This window comes from Mucilaginibacter terrenus, assembly GCF_003432065.1.
Lineage (GTDB): Bacteria > Bacteroidota > Bacteroidia > Sphingobacteriales > Sphingobacteriaceae > Mucilaginibacter > Mucilaginibacter terrenus.
In genome coordinates this window covers 199,860-217,118 of the sequence record NZ_QWDE01000004.1, presented here as the reverse complement: position 1 = coordinate 217,118, position 17,259 = coordinate 199,860, and the positions used below count along the sequence as shown (strand labels likewise).

At 44.1% G+C, this 17,259-nt stretch carries 13 protein-coding genes; 5 read left to right on the top strand and 8 right to left on the bottom strand.

The features are described 5' to 3' along the window. Window positions 1-16: 16 nt before the first annotated feature. Window positions 17-2,434, top strand: coding sequence for an OstA-like protein (locus tag DYU05_RS18335; protein WP_165852105.1), 2,418 nt, complete (start codon window positions 17-19; stop codon window positions 2,432-2,434). Here DYU05_RS18335 and rdgB read toward each other — a convergent pair whose 3' ends face one another. After that, a complete protein-coding gene (gene rdgB / locus DYU05_RS18330) occupies window positions 2,435-3,019 on the bottom strand; it encodes an RdgB/HAM1 family non-canonical purine NTP pyrophosphatase (RefSeq protein WP_117384600.1) in 585 nt (194 codons plus the stop codon). A gap of 1 nt (window position 3,020) precedes the next feature. Continuing rightward, window positions 3,021-3,569, bottom strand: a complete 549-nt coding sequence (locus DYU05_RS18325) for a hypothetical protein (protein ID WP_133300261.1) — start codon at window positions 3,567-3,569, stop codon at window positions 3,021-3,023. Between the two features lie 152 nt (window positions 3,570-3,721). Here DYU05_RS18325 and DYU05_RS18320 point away from each other — a divergent pair, with 152 nt between their 5' ends. Beyond that, window positions 3,722-5,152: a peptidylprolyl isomerase gene (locus DYU05_RS18320; RefSeq protein WP_117384598.1), complete on the top strand. Its 1,431-nt coding sequence runs from the start codon at window positions 3,722-3,724 to the stop codon at window positions 5,150-5,152. Between the two features lie 8 nt (window positions 5,153-5,160). Then, the gene (locus tag DYU05_RS18315) at window positions 5,161-6,123 is read left to right on the top strand and encodes an AAA family ATPase (protein ID WP_117384597.1); all 963 of its coding nucleotides are present in this window, start codon (window positions 5,161-5,163) and stop codon (window positions 6,121-6,123) included. A gap of 329 nt (window positions 6,124-6,452) precedes the next feature. Here the strand turns inward: DYU05_RS18315 and DYU05_RS18310 are convergent, their stop codons facing one another. The 6 genes from DYU05_RS18310 to mutL form a co-directional block, all read right to left on the bottom strand. Beyond that, entirely contained in the window at window positions 6,453-7,319 is an 867-nt protein-coding gene (locus tag DYU05_RS18310; protein ID WP_133300260.1) for a hypothetical protein, read from the bottom strand. Window positions 7,320-7,407: 88 nt separating this feature from the next. Next, entirely contained in the window at window positions 7,408-8,898 is a 1,491-nt protein-coding gene (cysS, locus tag DYU05_RS18305; RefSeq protein ID WP_117384595.1) for a cysteine--tRNA ligase, read from the bottom strand. A gap of 91 nt (window positions 8,899-8,989) precedes the next feature. Continuing rightward, window positions 8,990-10,099, bottom strand: coding sequence for an endonuclease/exonuclease/phosphatase family protein (locus DYU05_RS18300; RefSeq protein WP_117384594.1), 1,110 nt, complete (start codon window positions 10,097-10,099; stop codon window positions 8,990-8,992). Then, entirely contained in the window at window positions 10,089-10,973 is an 885-nt protein-coding gene (locus DYU05_RS18295; protein ID WP_117384593.1) for a rhomboid family intramembrane serine protease, read from the bottom strand. The genes DYU05_RS18300 and DYU05_RS18295 overlap by 11 nt, the downstream gene beginning before the upstream one ends. 36 nt (window positions 10,974-11,009) lie before the next feature. Continuing rightward, the gene (locus DYU05_RS18290) at window positions 11,010-11,726 is read right to left on the bottom strand and encodes a rhomboid family intramembrane serine protease (RefSeq protein WP_117384592.1); all 717 of its coding nucleotides are present in this window, start codon (window positions 11,724-11,726) and stop codon (window positions 11,010-11,012) included. An 89-nt stretch (window positions 11,727-11,815) separates the two neighbouring features. Then, window positions 11,816-13,675, bottom strand: coding sequence for a DNA mismatch repair endonuclease MutL (gene mutL, locus DYU05_RS18285; RefSeq protein WP_117384591.1), 1,860 nt, complete (start codon window positions 13,673-13,675; stop codon window positions 11,816-11,818). Between the two features lie 135 nt (window positions 13,676-13,810). On the opposite strand from mutL, the gene DYU05_RS18280 reads away from it, so the two are divergent. Together DYU05_RS18280 and DYU05_RS18275 are read left to right on the top strand one after the other, a co-directional pair. Further along, complete coding sequence (locus DYU05_RS18280) at window positions 13,811-15,442, top strand: amidohydrolase (protein WP_117384590.1); 1,632 nt, start codon at window positions 13,811-13,813, stop codon at window positions 15,440-15,442. After that, complete coding sequence (locus DYU05_RS18275) at window positions 15,429-17,246, top strand: serine hydrolase domain-containing protein (RefSeq protein ID WP_117384589.1); 1,818 nt, start codon at window positions 15,429-15,431, stop codon at window positions 17,244-17,246. The genes DYU05_RS18280 and DYU05_RS18275 overlap by 14 nt, the downstream gene beginning before the upstream one ends. Window positions 17,247-17,259: the final 13 nt, after the last annotated feature.

Sequence of the window (17,259 nt, the reverse complement as noted above, 5' to 3'; positions counted from 1 at the left end):
AACTAATTTTGCCATTGTGATAAAATACGTCTTTAGTATCCTCTTTATACTCACTACTGTTACTGCATTCTCGCAGAAAAAATCTGTAGTGAACCTTATCCGTTCCACAAGTACTGAGAACGTAAGGATAAATGGGAAAGATGTGGTGAAGGTACACCAGGGCGTATTTCAGCAGGATTACTCGGTAATGCGGTCAGACAGTGCTTACTTCTACGTGCAGGACAATGCTTTTGATGCCTTTGGCCACGTGAACATTACCCAGGGCGACACGCTGAATATCTTTAGCGATAAACTTAACTATAACGGCAATACCAAAGTTGCCATCCTTACCGACAATGTAAAGATGGTTGACAAGGATGCCACGCTCACCACCAATTATCTTACCTACAACACGGCTACCCGCATTGGTACTTATACCGGAGGCGGTAAAATTGTAAATAAAGACAACACGCTTACCAGTAAGAACGGCTACTATTTTGCTTTTTCGAGAGATGCTTACTTCCGTTATGATGTAGTAGAGGTTACGCCCGACGCCTTGATAAAGACCGATACCATGCGGTATAATTCGGGTACGCGCATAGCCTACTTTTATGGCCCAACCAACATTTACGATACTAAGGACAAGAAGGACACGCTTTACACCGAAAATGGATTGTATAATACCATTACAGAACAAGCTTTTTTTGGTAAAAGGAACTTGTATAAATCGGGCACAAAAAGGTTAAAAGGGGACAGTCTGTTTTATGATAAAAAAGCAGGCCTTGGCCGTGCGGTAAAGCATGTGATATTTACAGATAGTGAGCAGAAAACCAATTTATATGGCGACCTGGCAAACTATTACAAAGATGAAGAGCGCACTGTAGTAACCCAGGACCCGTATGTTGTTATTGTTACTGAGGAACGTGATACTACCGCTAAGGATTCTGTTGCTCCTAACGCTGTTAAAGATGTTAAGGGAGGAAAGGGTAAAAAAGTATCTCCTATTAAAGCGCCGTCATTAGACGCTGCCAAAGCGCCTTTGGGCACTCCCGTAAAAACAACTCCACCAGTTAGCCCCATAAAAGCCCCGGCACTAGGTACGCCGGTAAAAGCCCTGAGTACAGATACGCTTGCCAAACGGGATACCTCAATAAAAGTCGATTCTCTTGCGAAGCTAAAACCTAAGGAGAAGACCAAGCACGATTCCGTGTACATATCTGCCGATGTACTGGTCACCCAAATGATGACCTACAAGGCGTATAAGGACATGATTGAGAAGGAGCGGCTCTCCCGCATACGCGATACCACCAAGATAAAAGCAGCAAACGCCAAAGCAGGCGCTAAATTCAGGCGCGAGGAGCTGCTTGTACTAAGGCCGCCGGGCAGCCGTCGGGATAGCATTATGTTGCCCCTGCTGTTTGGATTACCAAAAAAACAAGCCACACCGGTTTTAGCTGCAACTGGTAAAGCCGATAAGGGTGCCAAAGGCAGGCAGCAGCCAAAAGCTGCAAACGGACAGGAACAGCCCCCAAGGGAACTGGCCGACGAGGTTGATAACGACCCTGTTTTTAAGGTGAGGCCAATAACACTGAGTGATACAGCCCGCATCAGGATTGTTAAGGCTTACCATAACGCAAAGCTTTTTAAATCTGACCTGCAGGCAAAGTCAGACTCAATGTTCTACAGTTATGCCGATTCCACACTCCGCTGCTTTGTAAACCCACTCATCTGGACGCAGGGATCGCAACTCTCCGGTGATACCATTACGCTGCAAATGCGTAACAAAAAGATTGACAACCTGATGATGTTCCCGGCCGCGTTTATTGTAAATATTGAGAAAGACGACTCGGTGAACTTTAATCAGGTATCCGGCAAGCGGATGCGCGGCTTTTTTAAGGATGACAAGCTTGATCGCATGTATGTATCGGGCAATGCCGAAAGCATTTACTACTCTCGTGATAGCGGAAAAGTATCAGGCATGGAGCGTTCCCTTACCACCAGGATGCGGATATTGTTTAAGGATAACAGCGCTACCGACGTGTTTAACGTTACCAAGCCGGAGCATAGATATGGCCCGCTGGCCAAGTTTAAGGAGGATGAGCGGATACTGAAAGGCTTTATTTGGAAGCCAAAAGAAAGGCCGATTTCCAAGGAGTCCATCATTCCGTCATACAGCCGCAAACAAGCCGCTGCCGCCGCTAAGAATAACAAGGGCAAGCCCCCGTTAAAGCCGGGCACAAGCGATAAGATGCCTGCTGATACCGCGAAAAACAAACCGCCCGCATTGTTGCTGCCAAAGGGTAGCAAGGACAGTACCGGCGTAAAGCCTGCTCCTTTGTTAAAGCCTGCCGCCGACAAGACCATAGTAAAGCCGGCAGCGAAACCGGTTGGAGGCGTTAAAGCGGATACAACTAAGAAACAGGTTAAGGATACTACTGCTGTTAAAAAGCCATAGCTATTTAGTTGCCGAGTTAAGGAATGCTACGAGCTTTTCAACCGCGATGGCACGGTGGCTTATAGCGTTCTTCTCCTCCAAGGTCATCTCTGCAAACGTAACGTCATAACCGTCGGGCTGAAAAATGGGATCGTAACCAAAGCCCTTTGCGCCTGACATCTCCGTACGGATGGTCCCCTCAACAATACCTTCAAAAAAGTGCCCGGTACCTTCCCATATCAGCGATATAACCGTGCGGAAATGTGCCTTGCGATTGTCTGAACCGCTAAGATTTTTTAACACCTTATCAATATTTGCCTGGTGATCACCATGTGTGCCGGCATACCGTGCCGAGTAAATACCGGGTTCTCCGTTCAGGGTATCAATCTCCAGTCCGCTATCATCGCCAAAGCAATTTAGCTGGTAGCAGTCCCATATCAGTGTGCTTTTTATAGATGCATTCTCACGAAAAGTGGTGCCGGTCTCTTCTATATCATCGGTAAAGCCGATGTCATCCAGCGTGAGCAATTTAAAACGGCCGTTAAGTTTGGCCGATACTTCTTCCAGTTTATGGCGGTTGTTGGTAGCGAATACTAGTTCCTGCATATTAAAGCATTTTCATTTGATCCCAGAAAGCTTTCTTCATATCGTTGCTGTCCATCATCTCGTCAAAACTAAAGCTGTACAGCGTTTTAATGTTGTTGTGGGTGGCGGGCTTGTTTAATTGCAGCATGGCCAGTTCAACCGGCATGGCAGCCTTGCCAAGCACAAGCAGCTTTTTGGGTTCAAGGTTACTTACCAGGTTTTCCATGGTAACAGCCTGCTTGTGCGTGTTCAAAATAGCCACATCGTCAATCTCGTGTTCCAGCCTTTTTAAGATATTGGTAAGTGCGGTGAGGTGCTGTGCTGCTATGTGTTCTTCGTTATGGTAGTTTACCAGTATTACAAAGCGTTTATTGTTGCTACCCAGATAATTAAACTTAACCACGGGCGTTTGTAAAGGCAGAGGTGATTCTTCCGGCTCTTCAGACTTCTGTACATCAGGAACGGGTTGTTGTGCCACCGGAGCGGGTTTGGCTACCTTATCGGCCGGCAGCAGGTACAGGTCGTCCTGTAACAGGTAACGTAAAGCCAGTGGGTTATCAACCTTCATCATATTTTAACAAAATTTAACCAAAAGTAGGCAATCAGCACGAAGCATTATCAGCATATTCGCAACAGGGTTTAATTATACATTATTATTAATAATTTTTACCGAAATTCGCACGTTTAGCGGGCGAAGTACCCCAACATAGTTTTAAGCAATTCATGAGAAAATTAGGCGTATTCATTTTAAATATCTTTCTTATCCTGTCTGTGGCACAGGCGCAAACAGATTCTACAGCGAAAGCAAAAGCCGATACCGCTGCGCAGCCAACCGGGCCGGTACGGACACTCGATAAAATTGCCGGTATAGTTGGCGGGAGCGTTATTTTACAGTCGGACATTGAGCTGCAATATGCGCAGTACCTGGTAAGCGGCCAACAGCCCGATCCACGAGTAAAATGCCAGCTGCTGCAAATCCAGCTTACACAAAAATTGCTGGCACAGCAGGCGGTGATAGATAGCGTGCAGGTGAAAGACGACGAGGTAGATGCTGATGTAGAGCGCCGTATGCGCAGCTTTATACAGCGTGCCGGTGGCCAGGAAAAACTAGAATCGTTCCTGGGCAGGTCTATTATCCAATACAAAGACGAGATACGCCCGGACATTAAAGAATCCATGGTAGCACAACGTATGCGCCAGAAGATAACCGAAAAGGTAAACACTACACCGCAGGATGTTAGGCGTTATTTTGAAGCGATCCCTAAAGACAGCCTGCCCACCTTTAATAAAGAGGTAGAAGTTGGGGAGATTGTTTTTAACCCTAAACTTACCAAAGACGAAAAACAGCTATATAAAGAAAAAGCAGAGGAACTTCGCCAGCGCGCTAAAAAAGGAGAAGACTTTGGTGCTTTGGCCAGGTTATATTCACAGGATCCCGGTTCGGCACCTGAAGGTGGTGACCTGGGTTTTAACGACCGTAATGGTTATGTAAAAGAATTCTCGGCAGTTGCCTTTAAGATGAAGGCAGGTGATATATCACCCGTTTTTGAAAGTGATTTCGGGTTCCACTTTTTACAGGTGATAGAACGCCGTGGTGAACAGATACATGTACGCCATATATTAATTACGCCGAATGTTACAGCGGAAAGCCTGGTAAGGGCAAAAGCCAGCGCCGATAGCTTGTACAATGTAATGAAAAGCAACAAAGCAATAGATTTTTCTACCGCAGCTGCAATTTACTCCGACGATAAGGAAACCAAATACAACGGCGGGATGATGCTGAATGCAGAAAACGTACAAACCCGTTCTACCTACATCCCTACAGATAAGCTAGACCCGCAGGTCGCGCTTGTGGTAGATACGTTGAAAGTTGGTACTTTCTCGCAGCCGGTGTTATATTCTGATCCGCAAACGAACAAAAAAAGTTATAAGATCCTTTACCTTAAATCGGTTACCGATGCGCACAAAGCAAACTTTGATCAGGATTTTGCTAAGCTGAAAGAAATGGCAACTGAAGACAAGTTGAGCAAGACTGTTTCGGAATGGTTTGAAAAACGACGTAAGCAAACTTTCATTAAGATTGACCCGGAATACCAAACATGCGGCGTGCTTAAGAACTGGCTAACCCCAACCACAACAGCACAGGTAAAATAATATATTGTATGCAACACCGCTCTGAAGTTGAGGCTGCCGATGCTTTGAAAGTTGCTTATGAGCAGATCAGGGCAGAGATAGGCAAGGTAATAGTAGGGCAGGATGAGGTAATTAAATTTGTGCTCATCTCCATCTTCAGTAACGGGCATTGCCTGCTGGTAGGTGTGCCCGGGCTGGCCAAAACGTTACTGGTGCAAACTGTTGCAAGGGTGCTCGATCTGGACTTTAAACGTATACAGTTCACGCCCGACCTGATGCCGTCTGATATTATCGGTTCGGAGATTTTAGGCGAGGACCGCAACTTTAAGTTTATACCAGGGCCGGTGTTCTCTAACATTATCCTGGCTGACGAGATAAACCGTACCCCTCCAAAAACACAGGCAGCGTTATTGGAAGCCATGCAGGAGAAAGCGGTAACTGCTGCCGGGGTAACCCACAAATTGGCAAAGCCCTTTTTTGTACTGGCCACGCAGAACCCGATAGAGCAGGAGGGAACCTATCCGTTACCCGAAGCACAGCTGGACCGCTTTATGTTTAACGTCGCGCTTAGCTATCCTACCTTTAAAGAGGAGCTGCAAGTAGTAAAGAATACTACAGGCACAATTGACGTTGCCGTTAACAAGCAATTGAACGCCGAGCAGATCATTTATTTTCAGCAACTGGTACGCAACATACCCGTGGCAGACAATGTGCTGGAATATGCTGTAAAGCTGGTAGGCAAAACAAGGCCGGAGGGTGAGTTTGCTACTCCGCAGGTGAAACGCCTGCTTAACTGGGGTGCAGGGCCACGTGCATCACAATTCCTGATACTGGGCGCTAAATGCCACGCTGTATTGAATGGCAAATACTCACCAGATATAGAAGACGTAAGGGCGGTTGCCAAACCTATCCTCAGCCACCGTATAGTGCGCAGTTACCACGCCGAAGCGGATGGGCTCTCGGCAGCTGACATTATCGAGTCGCTATTTTAGTCAGGGTATTCTGACACTAAATCAGGGTAAACATCGAGTCTGCAAAAACCGTTTATTTTAACCTGTAGTTTACCCTATTACTCCAAATTTACTTTAAAATAGCCCGCCAATTTAGTGTGGTTTTTAAAGGTAGCTGCATGGTTTTTCTTGTAAAAACGGCCATATTGGTGCTTTTAACGCAGGTTTTTAGAAGTATTTAGGCAAGTGTTCAAAAGTGTTCAAAATGTCACCGGCACAAAAAAAAGTGAACACTTTTGTCAAAAACAAAACAGCCGCTGAGTGTAGTTGTGCTACAATCCAGCGGCTGTTTTGATATGTGTCTGGTTGTATTATTCTACAGTAGAGAATATCTCAAGAGCAAGGTTCCACTTGTGGGAAGGGTCAATTTCCCAGATGCGTACATAATTGTAGTTGTTCACAATGTTGCCTTTTTTAATACGTGCTGTACCATAGCTGTACGCCAGGTCGTTACTGCTGGAGCGGCCGCCGTTTATGGTTTGAGCGGATATGGTAACGCCTTCATTATCTAAAAACTTCATTACCTTATCAGTACCCATAATTGGCTCAAAGCCCGGGAAATAATAGCGGCCTTCAGGGCTCATAAACTCTTTATAAGCCGCCAGGGTAGATAAGTCAAGCGAGTGGTTAAGCAACTTATCGTTATTAATAATAATGTCTTTACCGTTGAAAGGATCCTTGCTTGGCGCCTTTTGTTTGGAGAGATCAGGCTCTTTAAAGTCTGTGCCCTGTTCTGCATCAGGCTCAGGGTGCTGTATACCTAAGTCTATCAGCAACTTAAATTTATTATCAGCGGCATCCAGCTTCCATACAGATACATACTGACCAAACACTTTGTCATCTTCACTACTGCCGTTCTGATAAACATACGGGCCGGCTGTAAAGCCAAGGTCTCCGTTAGCAGATATACGCGCCACTTTAGGCTGCCATGATAACTTTCCGGGCTGCTTGTCAATAGTGCTATAGAACTCAGATATTTTAACCACATTTGGTTTAAACACAATTCCTTCCGGGTCGGCAACAGCCAGGAAGCCTGCCTTTATACCTTTACGTTCTACTAATTTATTGAAGTCTGTTTCTGCGTTTACTACTTTGCTGACCTGTACAGGTTTTGTTTGAGCTAAAGATGCCTGGGTAAACCCGGCTAAAAAGATGGCAGCTAATATTGTTTTTTTCATAGTGTCTGTTAAGGGCATAACATTGCTTTGGCTCGTAAAAGTAAACATGCCCGGTTTACCTTTATATGGTTGAGGTAGTTAAAATAGGTTAAATTCTTACCCAATCTGTAGTACCTTGTTTATTATCATTCAGTTGAAAGCCTATTTGCTTTAGTCCTTCACGTATCTTGTCTGATGTAGCGTAGTCTTTATTAGCCTTAGCCTGGTTGCGCAGGTTTACTATAAGGCTCATCAGCTCATCGGTATCGGCATTATCGCTGTCCTCGTGCTTCAAACCCAAAACGTCAAAAAAGAAATCGTTATAAGTATTCTTCATCCTTTCAAACGTCTCAGCACTAATTTCTCCAGAATTACGCGTCTGGTTAGCAAACGAATTTATCCACTTGGACAAGTTATTCAGTGCTTCTAACGTTTTCGGCGAATTAAAATTATCATTCATTGCTGTATAGCAATCTTCGCAGGCTGCTATTATGGCGTTTTGAGCTTCGTCATCAACAACTACTAAGGTCTTTTGTTCAAGCGTAGTTAACTTTTTAGCAGACTCCGCAAGTTTTTTATAGAAGATCTCAGCTGCCTCAATAGCTTCGTTTGAAAAATCTACTGTACTGCGGTAACTGGCCTGCATAAAAAAGAAGCGCACTACCATCGGGCTGTATCCTTTTTTAAGCAGCGGATGGTCGCCTGTAAAAAGTTCATGCGGCAAAAAGCTGTTTCCAAGCGATTTGGACATTTTTTGGCCATTGGTAGTAAGCATATTGGTATGCAGCCAATAAGTAGCTGGTATATTGCCGCAGCTGGCTACGTTTTGAGCAATTTCGTTGGTGTGGTGTGTTGGCATCAGGTCCATACCGCCGCCGTGTATATCAAATTTATGTCCAAGGTACTTGTTGCTCATAGCCGAGCACTCCAGGTGCCAACCGGGAAATCCTACCCCCCATGGCGAGGGCCATTTCATCAGGTGTTCGGGTTTAGCTTTAATCCACAGCGCGAAATCCAACTTGCCTTTTTTGTCATCTTGACCGCCAAGGCTGCGGGTATTGTTCAGCATGTCTTCCAACTTACGTCCGTTCAAAATGCCGTAATCCTGAGTCTGGTTGTATTTCTCGACATCAAAGTATACCGATCCGTCAACTTCATAAGCGAAGCCTTTAGCCAGTATTTCTTTCACTAATTCTATTTGTTCAATAATGTGGCCGGTAGCAGTGGGCTCTATACTTGGCGGTAACGCATTAAAAATTTGCATTACGTTGTGGAAATCTACAGTGTATCTCTGTACGATCTCCATAGGCTCCAGTTGAGCCAGGCGAGCCTTTTTAGATACTTTGTCTTCGCCAACGTCTGAGTCACTCTCAAGGTGGCCGGCATCGGTTATATTACGCACATAACGCACCTTGTAACCCAGGTGTAGCAGGTAACGGAATATTAGATCAAATGATATGAAAGTACGGCAATTGCCTAAATGAACATCGCTATATACAGTAGGGCCGCATACGTACATGCCCACGTGGGGCGCGTCCAGCGGTATGAATTCTTCTTTTTTTCGTGTTAAAGTGTTGTAAACAAATAGTTTTTGTTCCATGTGCGCAAACTTACAATTTTTAGGACTGAAGTAGACTACCTACTCATTAATCTAACGTCATATTCAGCGTGTCAGGCAATTGAGAGGGAGGTCATTTTAGCAACAGATCTGCAGTTACAGGGTAATGATCAGACAGTTTTTTTTGAATGATCTGGTAACCTTTTACATCAAAATGCGGGCTTGCCATAATATAATCTATCTGGTAGTTTGGGAAATCGCCATTATAGGTGCGGCCAATGCCCGTGCCTTTTTCTCTAAAAGTATTTTTCATGCCTGTCGCCATAACATTCACCGCGTATGAAGCAGGTGTATCATTGAAATCGCCTGAGTATATGTATGGATAAGGGCATTGTTTTGCATGATCTTTAACGGTATAAACCTGTTCGGCCCTTTTTAGGAAAGCCGCTTTAAGCTTACTGCCAAGGCGCTTGGTTGCCGACATATTTGCCTTGCCTTTCTTGGATACATCGCCTAGGTATTTATAGTCTTCCGGTTCAAACCGTATCGATTGCAGATGCATACTGTAGATGCGAATCTTTTTATCACCCTTTTGGATATCTGCAAAAAGACATTGGTTACCTGTAGTTTTACCTGAAAGGGCGATAAGACCAAAGTTAAAAATTGGATACCTCGAAAAGATAGCCATCCCTTCAGCCTGATCGTAATTAACGGAAAATGGTTCAAAATAGTAAAATTCGCTTTTCATGATCTTCTTTATGGAATCGATCATGTCGTACTGCCCGCGTTTTCGGGTATAAAACTCTTGTATTCCTAATACATCCGGATCATTCTCTGCTATTAATTGCAGTATCTCGTGCTTGGTTGATATGTCATTGTCTGATCCATAACGCTTAAATTCGTGGGCATTATAGGTCATAATTCTAATGGCATTGCTGTTTGCCGTCCGTGGCTCGTTGCTGTTCCATCTGAAGCCGACATTGTTAAGTAGTATCTTGTAGCCGACAATAACTGTAATTAATGACAGCAGAAAATACAGCCTACCCCTAACCATCCAATAGACGATCATGATAAAGTTAAATAACAGTAGCGGGGGATACGCCAAGCCAAAAAAAGCAATTACCCAAACTTTTCTGGGATCGGTATATGGGGCAAGGTAGCTAATCAGTAAAGCAATGCACAAGGCGCAGTTGGCCCATAAAAAAACTTTACCGAAAAATCCTAGTCCTTTACTATCCTTCATTATTATTGCTGGCCCTAAACAATGTTTCTTTTTCCTGCTTGCTCAGCGCATCGTAGCCTGATGCAGAGATCTTGTCTAAGATACGGTCAATATCTTCCTGACGCGGTTTATTATTGGAAGATTTTTTTTGAGGAGCTTCGTTGTTTACTACACGAAGCTTAGGTTTAGGCGTAAACAGCTTGTTTATGCCACCTATCCAGTCGTTACCTTTTTGAAGTTGTTTAATATAAACAAAGCCAAACAGCGCGCCGCCGAGGTGGGCTATTTCACCACCGGCGTTACCCCCTGCTATGCCCAGGAAGTCGATAATGACATAGAACACAGCTACCCATTTAAGCTTAACAGGTCCAATAAAAATGAGCGATATGGTATAATCAGGAAGTAGTGTGGCGGTGGCTATGACAAGTGCCATTACACTTGCAGATGCACCTACTATAATGCCGCCCTGCGCCGCGTTTACAGCAGTAAAGGCTGGTAAAAGGTTGTAAGCTGCAATAAATAGTAATCCGCCGCTAAGTCCGCCTAGTATATACAGCCCAATGGTGCGTTTATTCCCTAAATACTCTTCAAATATTTGCCCCATCCAGTACAACCAAAGCATATTGAACAGGATATGTAACACACCCGCATGCATAAACATGTAGGTAAAGGGCGTCCAGAAACGATAAAGCAGTTTAGGAAGATAGGATGGTAATAAGAGGTACTCGTCAGTAAAGCTTTTAATTACACTGTTGCCAAAACCTGTAAATAGTTGCTCTATTACAGATGTAACATTTATAACTAGAAAAACAATAACATTAATACCGATGAGCAAGGTAAGCTTATTGCCCGACCGTAACATCTTGTATTGGATATCTTTCCAAAGAGCACTCATAAAACAGGGTTTATATACCTATTTAACTAATAATGATTAGTAAAAGTTGTTTGTCTTTCTTAGCCCCCAAATCTTTATCAGAATAAAGCCGATAAGCGCACCACCCAAGTGGGCAAAATGAGCCACATTGTCGCCAGATGCCTGCCTAACTCCTGAATAAAGCTCAAGCACAACGTAACCAAGTACATAGTATTTAGCTTTGATTGGAACGGGAATGAATATAATCATCATTTCCAATTCCGGGAACAAAAGGCCAAATCCGACAAGAATACCAAACACAGCACCCGATGCACCAAGCATTGGTCCGTTAAACGTGCTGTAAAGTTTTTGTGCCTGTTCCTGCCCGCCGCCGTATTGGAAATAAGAGCTATCCAGTTCGGAATGAGGTACGGTAAAGCCCCCAGTGATAGCATGTATTTGCAGAGCCTGTACCAGCATATACAAGGCAAAGGCGCCAATTCCTGTTATAAAGTAATAGTTGAAAAACTTTTTAGAGCCCATTACTTGCTCTAATAAAGGCCCGAACATAAATACAGCAAACATGTTAAAAAACAAGTGGGTAAAGCCCGCATGCATAAACATGTAGGTAATAGGTTGCCACGGTTTAAACGCCGGGTTTGTAGGGTAATAAGCTGCAAATAATGCTTCAAGGTCAACAAACTGGCGCAGCGCGTAAGTTGCTATAAAGAAAATTATATTTATAATAACCAGGTTTTTTACTACCGGCGTTAAATTGGCAAAAGGTGATTGCATGTTCTTTGTTGTATTTCCTTAGCAAGACGCTAGATGCGCTGCTTTGTTATCGAGTTTAAGTTTTTAATTGCGATTTATATGCCGAGGTGCTACTTTTCAAAGCGCTCCGCTAGTTCGTTCAATGTAAAGGTAGTGATTACTGGTTTGCCGTTCAGTGCTAAATTAGGCATCTGGCAGGCAAAAAGCTGATCGATCAACTGGTTCATTTCCTCCATTGACAATCGCGTACCACTTTTAATAGCGGCGTTGCGCGCAAGTGAACGGGCAAGATTATCCCGCTTATCAACTTTTAATATAGCCAGGTTGTTTTTAAAACCTTCCAGCAGCCTTTCTAATAGTTCGTGCTCGTTAGCGTTGCTGATGTCGGCTGGCACACCCTCTACTACTACGGTATTCCGGCCAAATTCGCGTACATCAAATCCCAGCGCACGTATATCCGGCAATAGTTCGCGCAATAACTCATAATCGGCGCTATTAAGCGTTACAGATTGTGGGAACAAACTTTGCTGGCTTACCCCGCTGTGGCTTTGCAGCTGTAGCAAAAAGCGTTCGTACAATATACGTTCATGCGCTGCCTGCTGATTGATAAGCATAAAGCCCGATTTAATTTGCGACAGAATAAAGCGGTTATGCACCTGAAAAAACTGCTTTTCGCCGCTTTTGGTTATCTCCTGTTCGTTTACCGGGATGGTTTTTTCCTGGTGCATTTCCTGTTGCACCATCTCTTCTTGCCTGGCTATCTCGTAGAGGGTGTCCCAATTTTTAGGGATTGCAGACCGGTGATCGTTCGGGCCATTGTCGCGGAGAAAAGGCAACTCCCTGCTGGGTTTCTTTTCCGCAGCGAAGGGGTTAAAGTTGGGATTGAACGCAATGGTTGGTTGTACAATTTCTTCAAACGGTTTCGGCGTAATCAGGTGACCAATACTGTTCTCCTGGTCAAAGTCCAGCGTTGGCGTGATGTTGTATTTACCCAATGATCGTTTTACTGCCGAGCGGATAATGGCATAAATAGCTTTTTCGTCCTGGTATTTTATTTCTGTTTTTGTAGGGTGTACGTTGATATCGATCTTACTTGGATCAATATCTATAAAAAGCACGTACAACGGGTACGAATCTTCCGGTAGCAGCTCCTCAAAAGCGGTAAGTACCGCGTGGTTCAGGTAAGCATCTTTTATAAAACGGTTATTCACAAAAAAGAACTGCTCGCCCCGCGTTTTACGGGCAAACTCAGGCTTGCCAACGTAGCCGTGCAATTTTATAATGGTGGTATCTTCTTCTACCGGTACCAGGCGCTGATTGTAATTATTCCCTAACAGGTGAATGATACGTTGCTTTAGCGATGCCGCTGGTAAGTGATAAACTTCTTGCCCGTCGTGGTGCAGTGTTAAAAACACCTGCGGATTGGCCAACGCTACGCGCTGAAATTCGTCAATTATGTGACGCATTTCCACAGGGTTGCTCTTTAAAAAGTTACGCCGCGCCGGCGTGTTGTAAAACAAGTTTTTTATGGATATAGATGTACCGGTATTGCTGCTGCAAGGTTCCTGTTTTATTACTTCGCTGCCTTCAATGGTAATGCAGGTGCCCAGTTCGTCTTCGTGCCGGCGGCTTTTAAGTTCAACCTGTGCAATAGCTGCAATACTGGCCATTGCTTCGCCGCGGAACCCCATGGTACGAATAGCAAAAAGATCTTCTGCCTTGCGTATTTTTGATGTAGCGTGCCGCTCAAAGCACATACGGGCATCTGTAAGGCTCATGCCACAGCCGTTATCAATCACTTGTATCAGTGCTTTACCCGCGTCCTTTAAAATCAGTTGAATCTTGTCTGCACCCGCGTCTATACTGTTCTCTATCAATTCCTTTACAGCCGATGCCGGGCGTTGTACCACCTCGCCTGCGGCTATCTGGTTAGCTACCGAATCGGGTAAAAGCTGTATTATATCTGGCATCTAAAATGGTCCCTTCTTTGTGCCGGAGGTCAAATAATTCCGGATGCTAAATTAATTATTTGATTGCATAACTTTACCGCCCTTTACTTGTATTAGTATTTTAAGCTATCTATTTTACATCCACCTGTTTATCGTATGAAGAAATTGTGGCCTCTTCTTTTCATCTTGCTCGCAGCGTGCAAACAAAAAGAATATAATGCCGACACCCTGGTTAAAAATGCAATTGTTTATACCGTAGATAGCACGTTTTCTACAGCTAACGCATTCGTTATAAGTAGCGGTAAGATAATTGCAGTCGGCAACGCCGACACACTTGAGCAAAAGTATCTGGCTAAAGAGGTAATAGATGCCGGTGGCAAACCGGTTTACCCCGGTTTTATAGATGCGCACTCACACTTTTATGAATATGGACTAGGCTTGCAAGAGGTTAAATTGGTAGGCACAAAAAGCTGGGACGCAGTATTGGATAGTGTTAAAAATTACTCAGAGAAAAATGTAGAGGGTTGGATCATCGGCAATGGCTGGGACCAAAACCTTTGGACTGCCAAGCAGTTCCCGAACAAGGCTAAACTTGATTCGCTTTTTCCGGTGCGCCCGGTTATCTTAAGCAGGGTAGACGGACATGCTGCAATTGCCAACCAGGCAGCGCTCAATATCGCCGGCATCAAACCCGGTCAAACCATTATTGGCGGACAAATAGAGACTATAGACGGTAAACTTACGGGGATCCTGGTAGATAACGCAGTTGGTATTGTTACTCGTAAGATACCTGAGCCTACTGAGCAGATTACACAGGCGGCCCTGCTGGATGCGCAAAAGAATTGTTTTGCCGTAGGGCTTACCACCGTTGATGACTGTGGCCTTCCTTACACCATGGTAAGTACTATTGCTGCGCTGCAGCACAAAGGCGATCTAAAAATGCGCATGTACGTAATGCTGGCGGACAAGGAAGAAAATTATAATTACCTGTTTAAACGTGGAGCATATAAAACACCAGGCTTAAACGTACGGGCGTTTAAAGTTTATGCTGACGGCGCACTCGGCTCCAGAGGTGCTTGCTTACTTAAGCCCTATGCTGATAAGGCAAACTGGAATGGCTTTTTGCTGAGCAGTAAAGAACATTTTAAGCAAGTTGCCGAGAAGATAGCAGCAAAAGGATTTCAGATGTGTACGCATGCTATAGGAGATTCGGCCAACCGTGTTATCCTCAAAATATATGCGGATGTGTTAAAGGGTAAAAACGATAAGCGCTGGCGTATAGAGCATTCACAGATTGTAGCGCCGGAGGATGTACAGTATTTTGGTAATTACAGTATTATACCTTCTGTGCAACCTACTCATGCTACATCTGACATGAGCTGGGCCATAAACCGCCTTGGTGCAGAGAGGTTGAAATCAGCTTATGCTTATAAGTCTCTGATGAAACAAAATGGCTGGATACCCCTCGGTACTGATTTTCCCGTCGAAAATATTAACCCGATGTACACATTTTATGCGGCTGCAGAACGTAAAGACCTGAAAGGTTTGCCCACTGGTGGTTTTCAAATGGAGAACGCGTTAACCCGAATGCAAGCTTTAAAGGGTGTGACTATTTGGGCAGCAAAGGCAAACTTTGAAGAGAAGGAAAAAGGCAGTATAGAGGTTGGTAAATATGCCGATTTTGTAATACTTGATAAGGATATATTAAAAGTGAAAGGCAGTGAGTTGCCAGGTGTAAAGGTATTAAAGACGTTTGTTAATGGTGTTAAAGTATATGAAAAGAAGTAAGCGCAATGCCTGCCTTCTGTTGTTATCCGGGTTTATAATTTTCAGCTCTGCATGTGCGCAAAACCCGCCTTTTACGGGGAGAGCTTATGTGCAGGAGCAAAAAGCGGTAGAACAAAGTACAGTTCTGTTAAATAATGAAAAGCAGATTATACCACTTCAAAACCTGGAGGTGAATAAAATAGCCAGTGTCCATTTTTTCTCACGGGACTTTATGGCGTTTGACAGTTTGCTAAACAAGTATGCTAAAGTAACCAGCTTTAATGGCAACGAGTACTTAGGTGCAAAAACAACGGCAGCGCTATCTATGGATACCAAGTTCTTTACTACACTGATAGTACAACTTACCGACATTGACATAGCTAACCGGCAAGTAATAGACTTTATTACAACAAATCAGAAGATCAAGAATGTGGTAGTTTCTTACATTGGAGCGAGTCCTGGTCTTATAAAGTTAAACGATATCACTGCTCCTATACTATGGTCGGAACGGCAATCGGTTGTTTCGTCTTTTTTTAATGCACAGGCAATTTTTGGTGGGGTAGCTATCACGCAAAAATTAACAAAAACTTTTACTCCTAAATACGTTGCCGGGGGTGGTTTCCTCACATCAAAGACCCGTTTACAATATACAGTGCCCGAAGATGCAGGAGTAAGCACAAGTAATTTACAGGCGATAGACAAAATTGCTGCCGAAGCAATAAGTAACCGTGCTACACCGGGTTGTGTAGTAATGGTTATTAAAGATGGTAAGGTGATTTATAACAAGGCTTACGGATACCATGCTTACGATAATAAGATAGCCAACAGGATTGATGATATATATGATCTGGCATCCATGACAAAGATAACGGCCACCACAATGGAGGCTATGCAGCTTTATGATCAGGGCAAGCTTAATCTGGACTCTACAGCCGGTACTTACCTGCCTACTACCAGGCCAACAAATAAAAGAACCCTAACAGTTCGAGAGTTGCTTGAGCATCAGGCCGGTCTTATACCTGATATCCCTACCTTCGACAAGATCAAGGCCGGAGACTATAGGTCGGATTCTTCAGCAGCATACCCCACAAAAGTTAATGACGGCTACTACCTTCGTAAAAACTATTTCGAAGATGTAATGTGGCCTGCCATGTTAAACTCAGCCCTAAAAACACGTGGGCAGTATGTTTACAGTGATGTAGGGATGTGCTTTTTGCAACAGATATTTGAGACAATCACAGCTACGCCTGAAAACGTTTACGTTCAGAAGCAATTTTATGATCCGCTTGGTATGCAAACGGCCGGCTTTTTACCATTAAATCGTTTTCCTGCAAGCCGTATCCCTCCAACTGAGGATGATAAGCGTGATCGGCGCACGCTTATAGACGGCTACGTTCATGATCCTACTGCGGCGCTAATGGGCGGTGTAGCAGGCCACGCCGGATTATTTGCAAGTGCTAATGACGTAGGTATTATTTATCAGATGATGCTAAACCGTGGTACTTACGGCGGTGTTCAGTATGTTAAACCCGAGACAGTTGATCTGTTTACTGCTAAACAGACCGATGTAAGTCGTAGAGGTCTTGGATTTGACAGGTGGGATCCTATTGCCGAAAGGCACTATCCATCTAAGTTGGCTTCGCCGCAAACTTACGGCCATACCGGTTTTACTGGCACCTGCGTTTGGGTAGATCCTAAAGTAAACCTGGTTTACATATTTTTATCTAACCGGGTGCATCCAAATGTTGGCAACAAACTGTCGAGCCTTAACATACGCCCAAGAATACAGGATGCTATCTACGACGCAATAGCTGCCGGGTTGTAACAGAACTTAAAGA

Excerpts from the sequence above, each read along its gene's own strand:
- rdgB (WP_117384600.1), bottom strand. The coding sequence starts at position 3,019 with ATGCAGGAACTAGTATTCGCTACCAACAACCGCCATAAACTGGAAGAA.
- DYU05_RS18325 (WP_133300261.1), bottom strand. The coding sequence starts at position 3,569 with ATGATGAAGGTTGATAACCCACTGGCTTTACGTTACCTGTTACAGGAC.
- DYU05_RS18320 (WP_117384598.1), top strand. The coding sequence starts at position 3,722 with ATGAGAAAATTAGGCGTATTCATTTTAAATATCTTTCTTATCCTGTCT.
- DYU05_RS18315 (WP_117384597.1), top strand. The coding sequence starts at position 5,161 with ATGCAACACCGCTCTGAAGTTGAGGCTGCCGATGCTTTGAAAGTTGCT.
- DYU05_RS18310 (WP_133300260.1), bottom strand. The coding sequence starts at position 7,319 with ATGAAAAAAACAATATTAGCTGCCATCTTTTTAGCCGGGTTTACCCAG.
- cysS (WP_117384595.1), bottom strand. The coding sequence starts at position 8,898 with ATGGAACAAAAACTATTTGTTTACAACACTTTAACACGAAAAAAAGAA.
- DYU05_RS18300 (WP_117384594.1), bottom strand. The coding sequence starts at position 10,099 with ATGAAGGATAGTAAAGGACTAGGATTTTTCGGTAAAGTTTTTTTATGG.
- DYU05_RS18295 (WP_117384593.1), bottom strand. The coding sequence starts at position 10,973 with ATGAGTGCTCTTTGGAAAGATATCCAATACAAGATGTTACGGTCGGGC.
- DYU05_RS18290 (WP_117384592.1), bottom strand. The coding sequence starts at position 11,726 with ATGCAATCACCTTTTGCCAATTTAACGCCGGTAGTAAAAAACCTGGTT.
- mutL (WP_117384591.1), bottom strand. The coding sequence starts at position 13,675 with ATGCCAGATATAATACAGCTTTTACCCGATTCGGTAGCTAACCAGATA.
- DYU05_RS18280 (WP_117384590.1), top strand. The coding sequence starts at position 13,811 with ATGAAGAAATTGTGGCCTCTTCTTTTCATCTTGCTCGCAGCGTGCAAA.
- DYU05_RS18275 (WP_117384589.1), top strand. The coding sequence starts at position 15,429 with ATGAAAAGAAGTAAGCGCAATGCCTGCCTTCTGTTGTTATCCGGGTTT.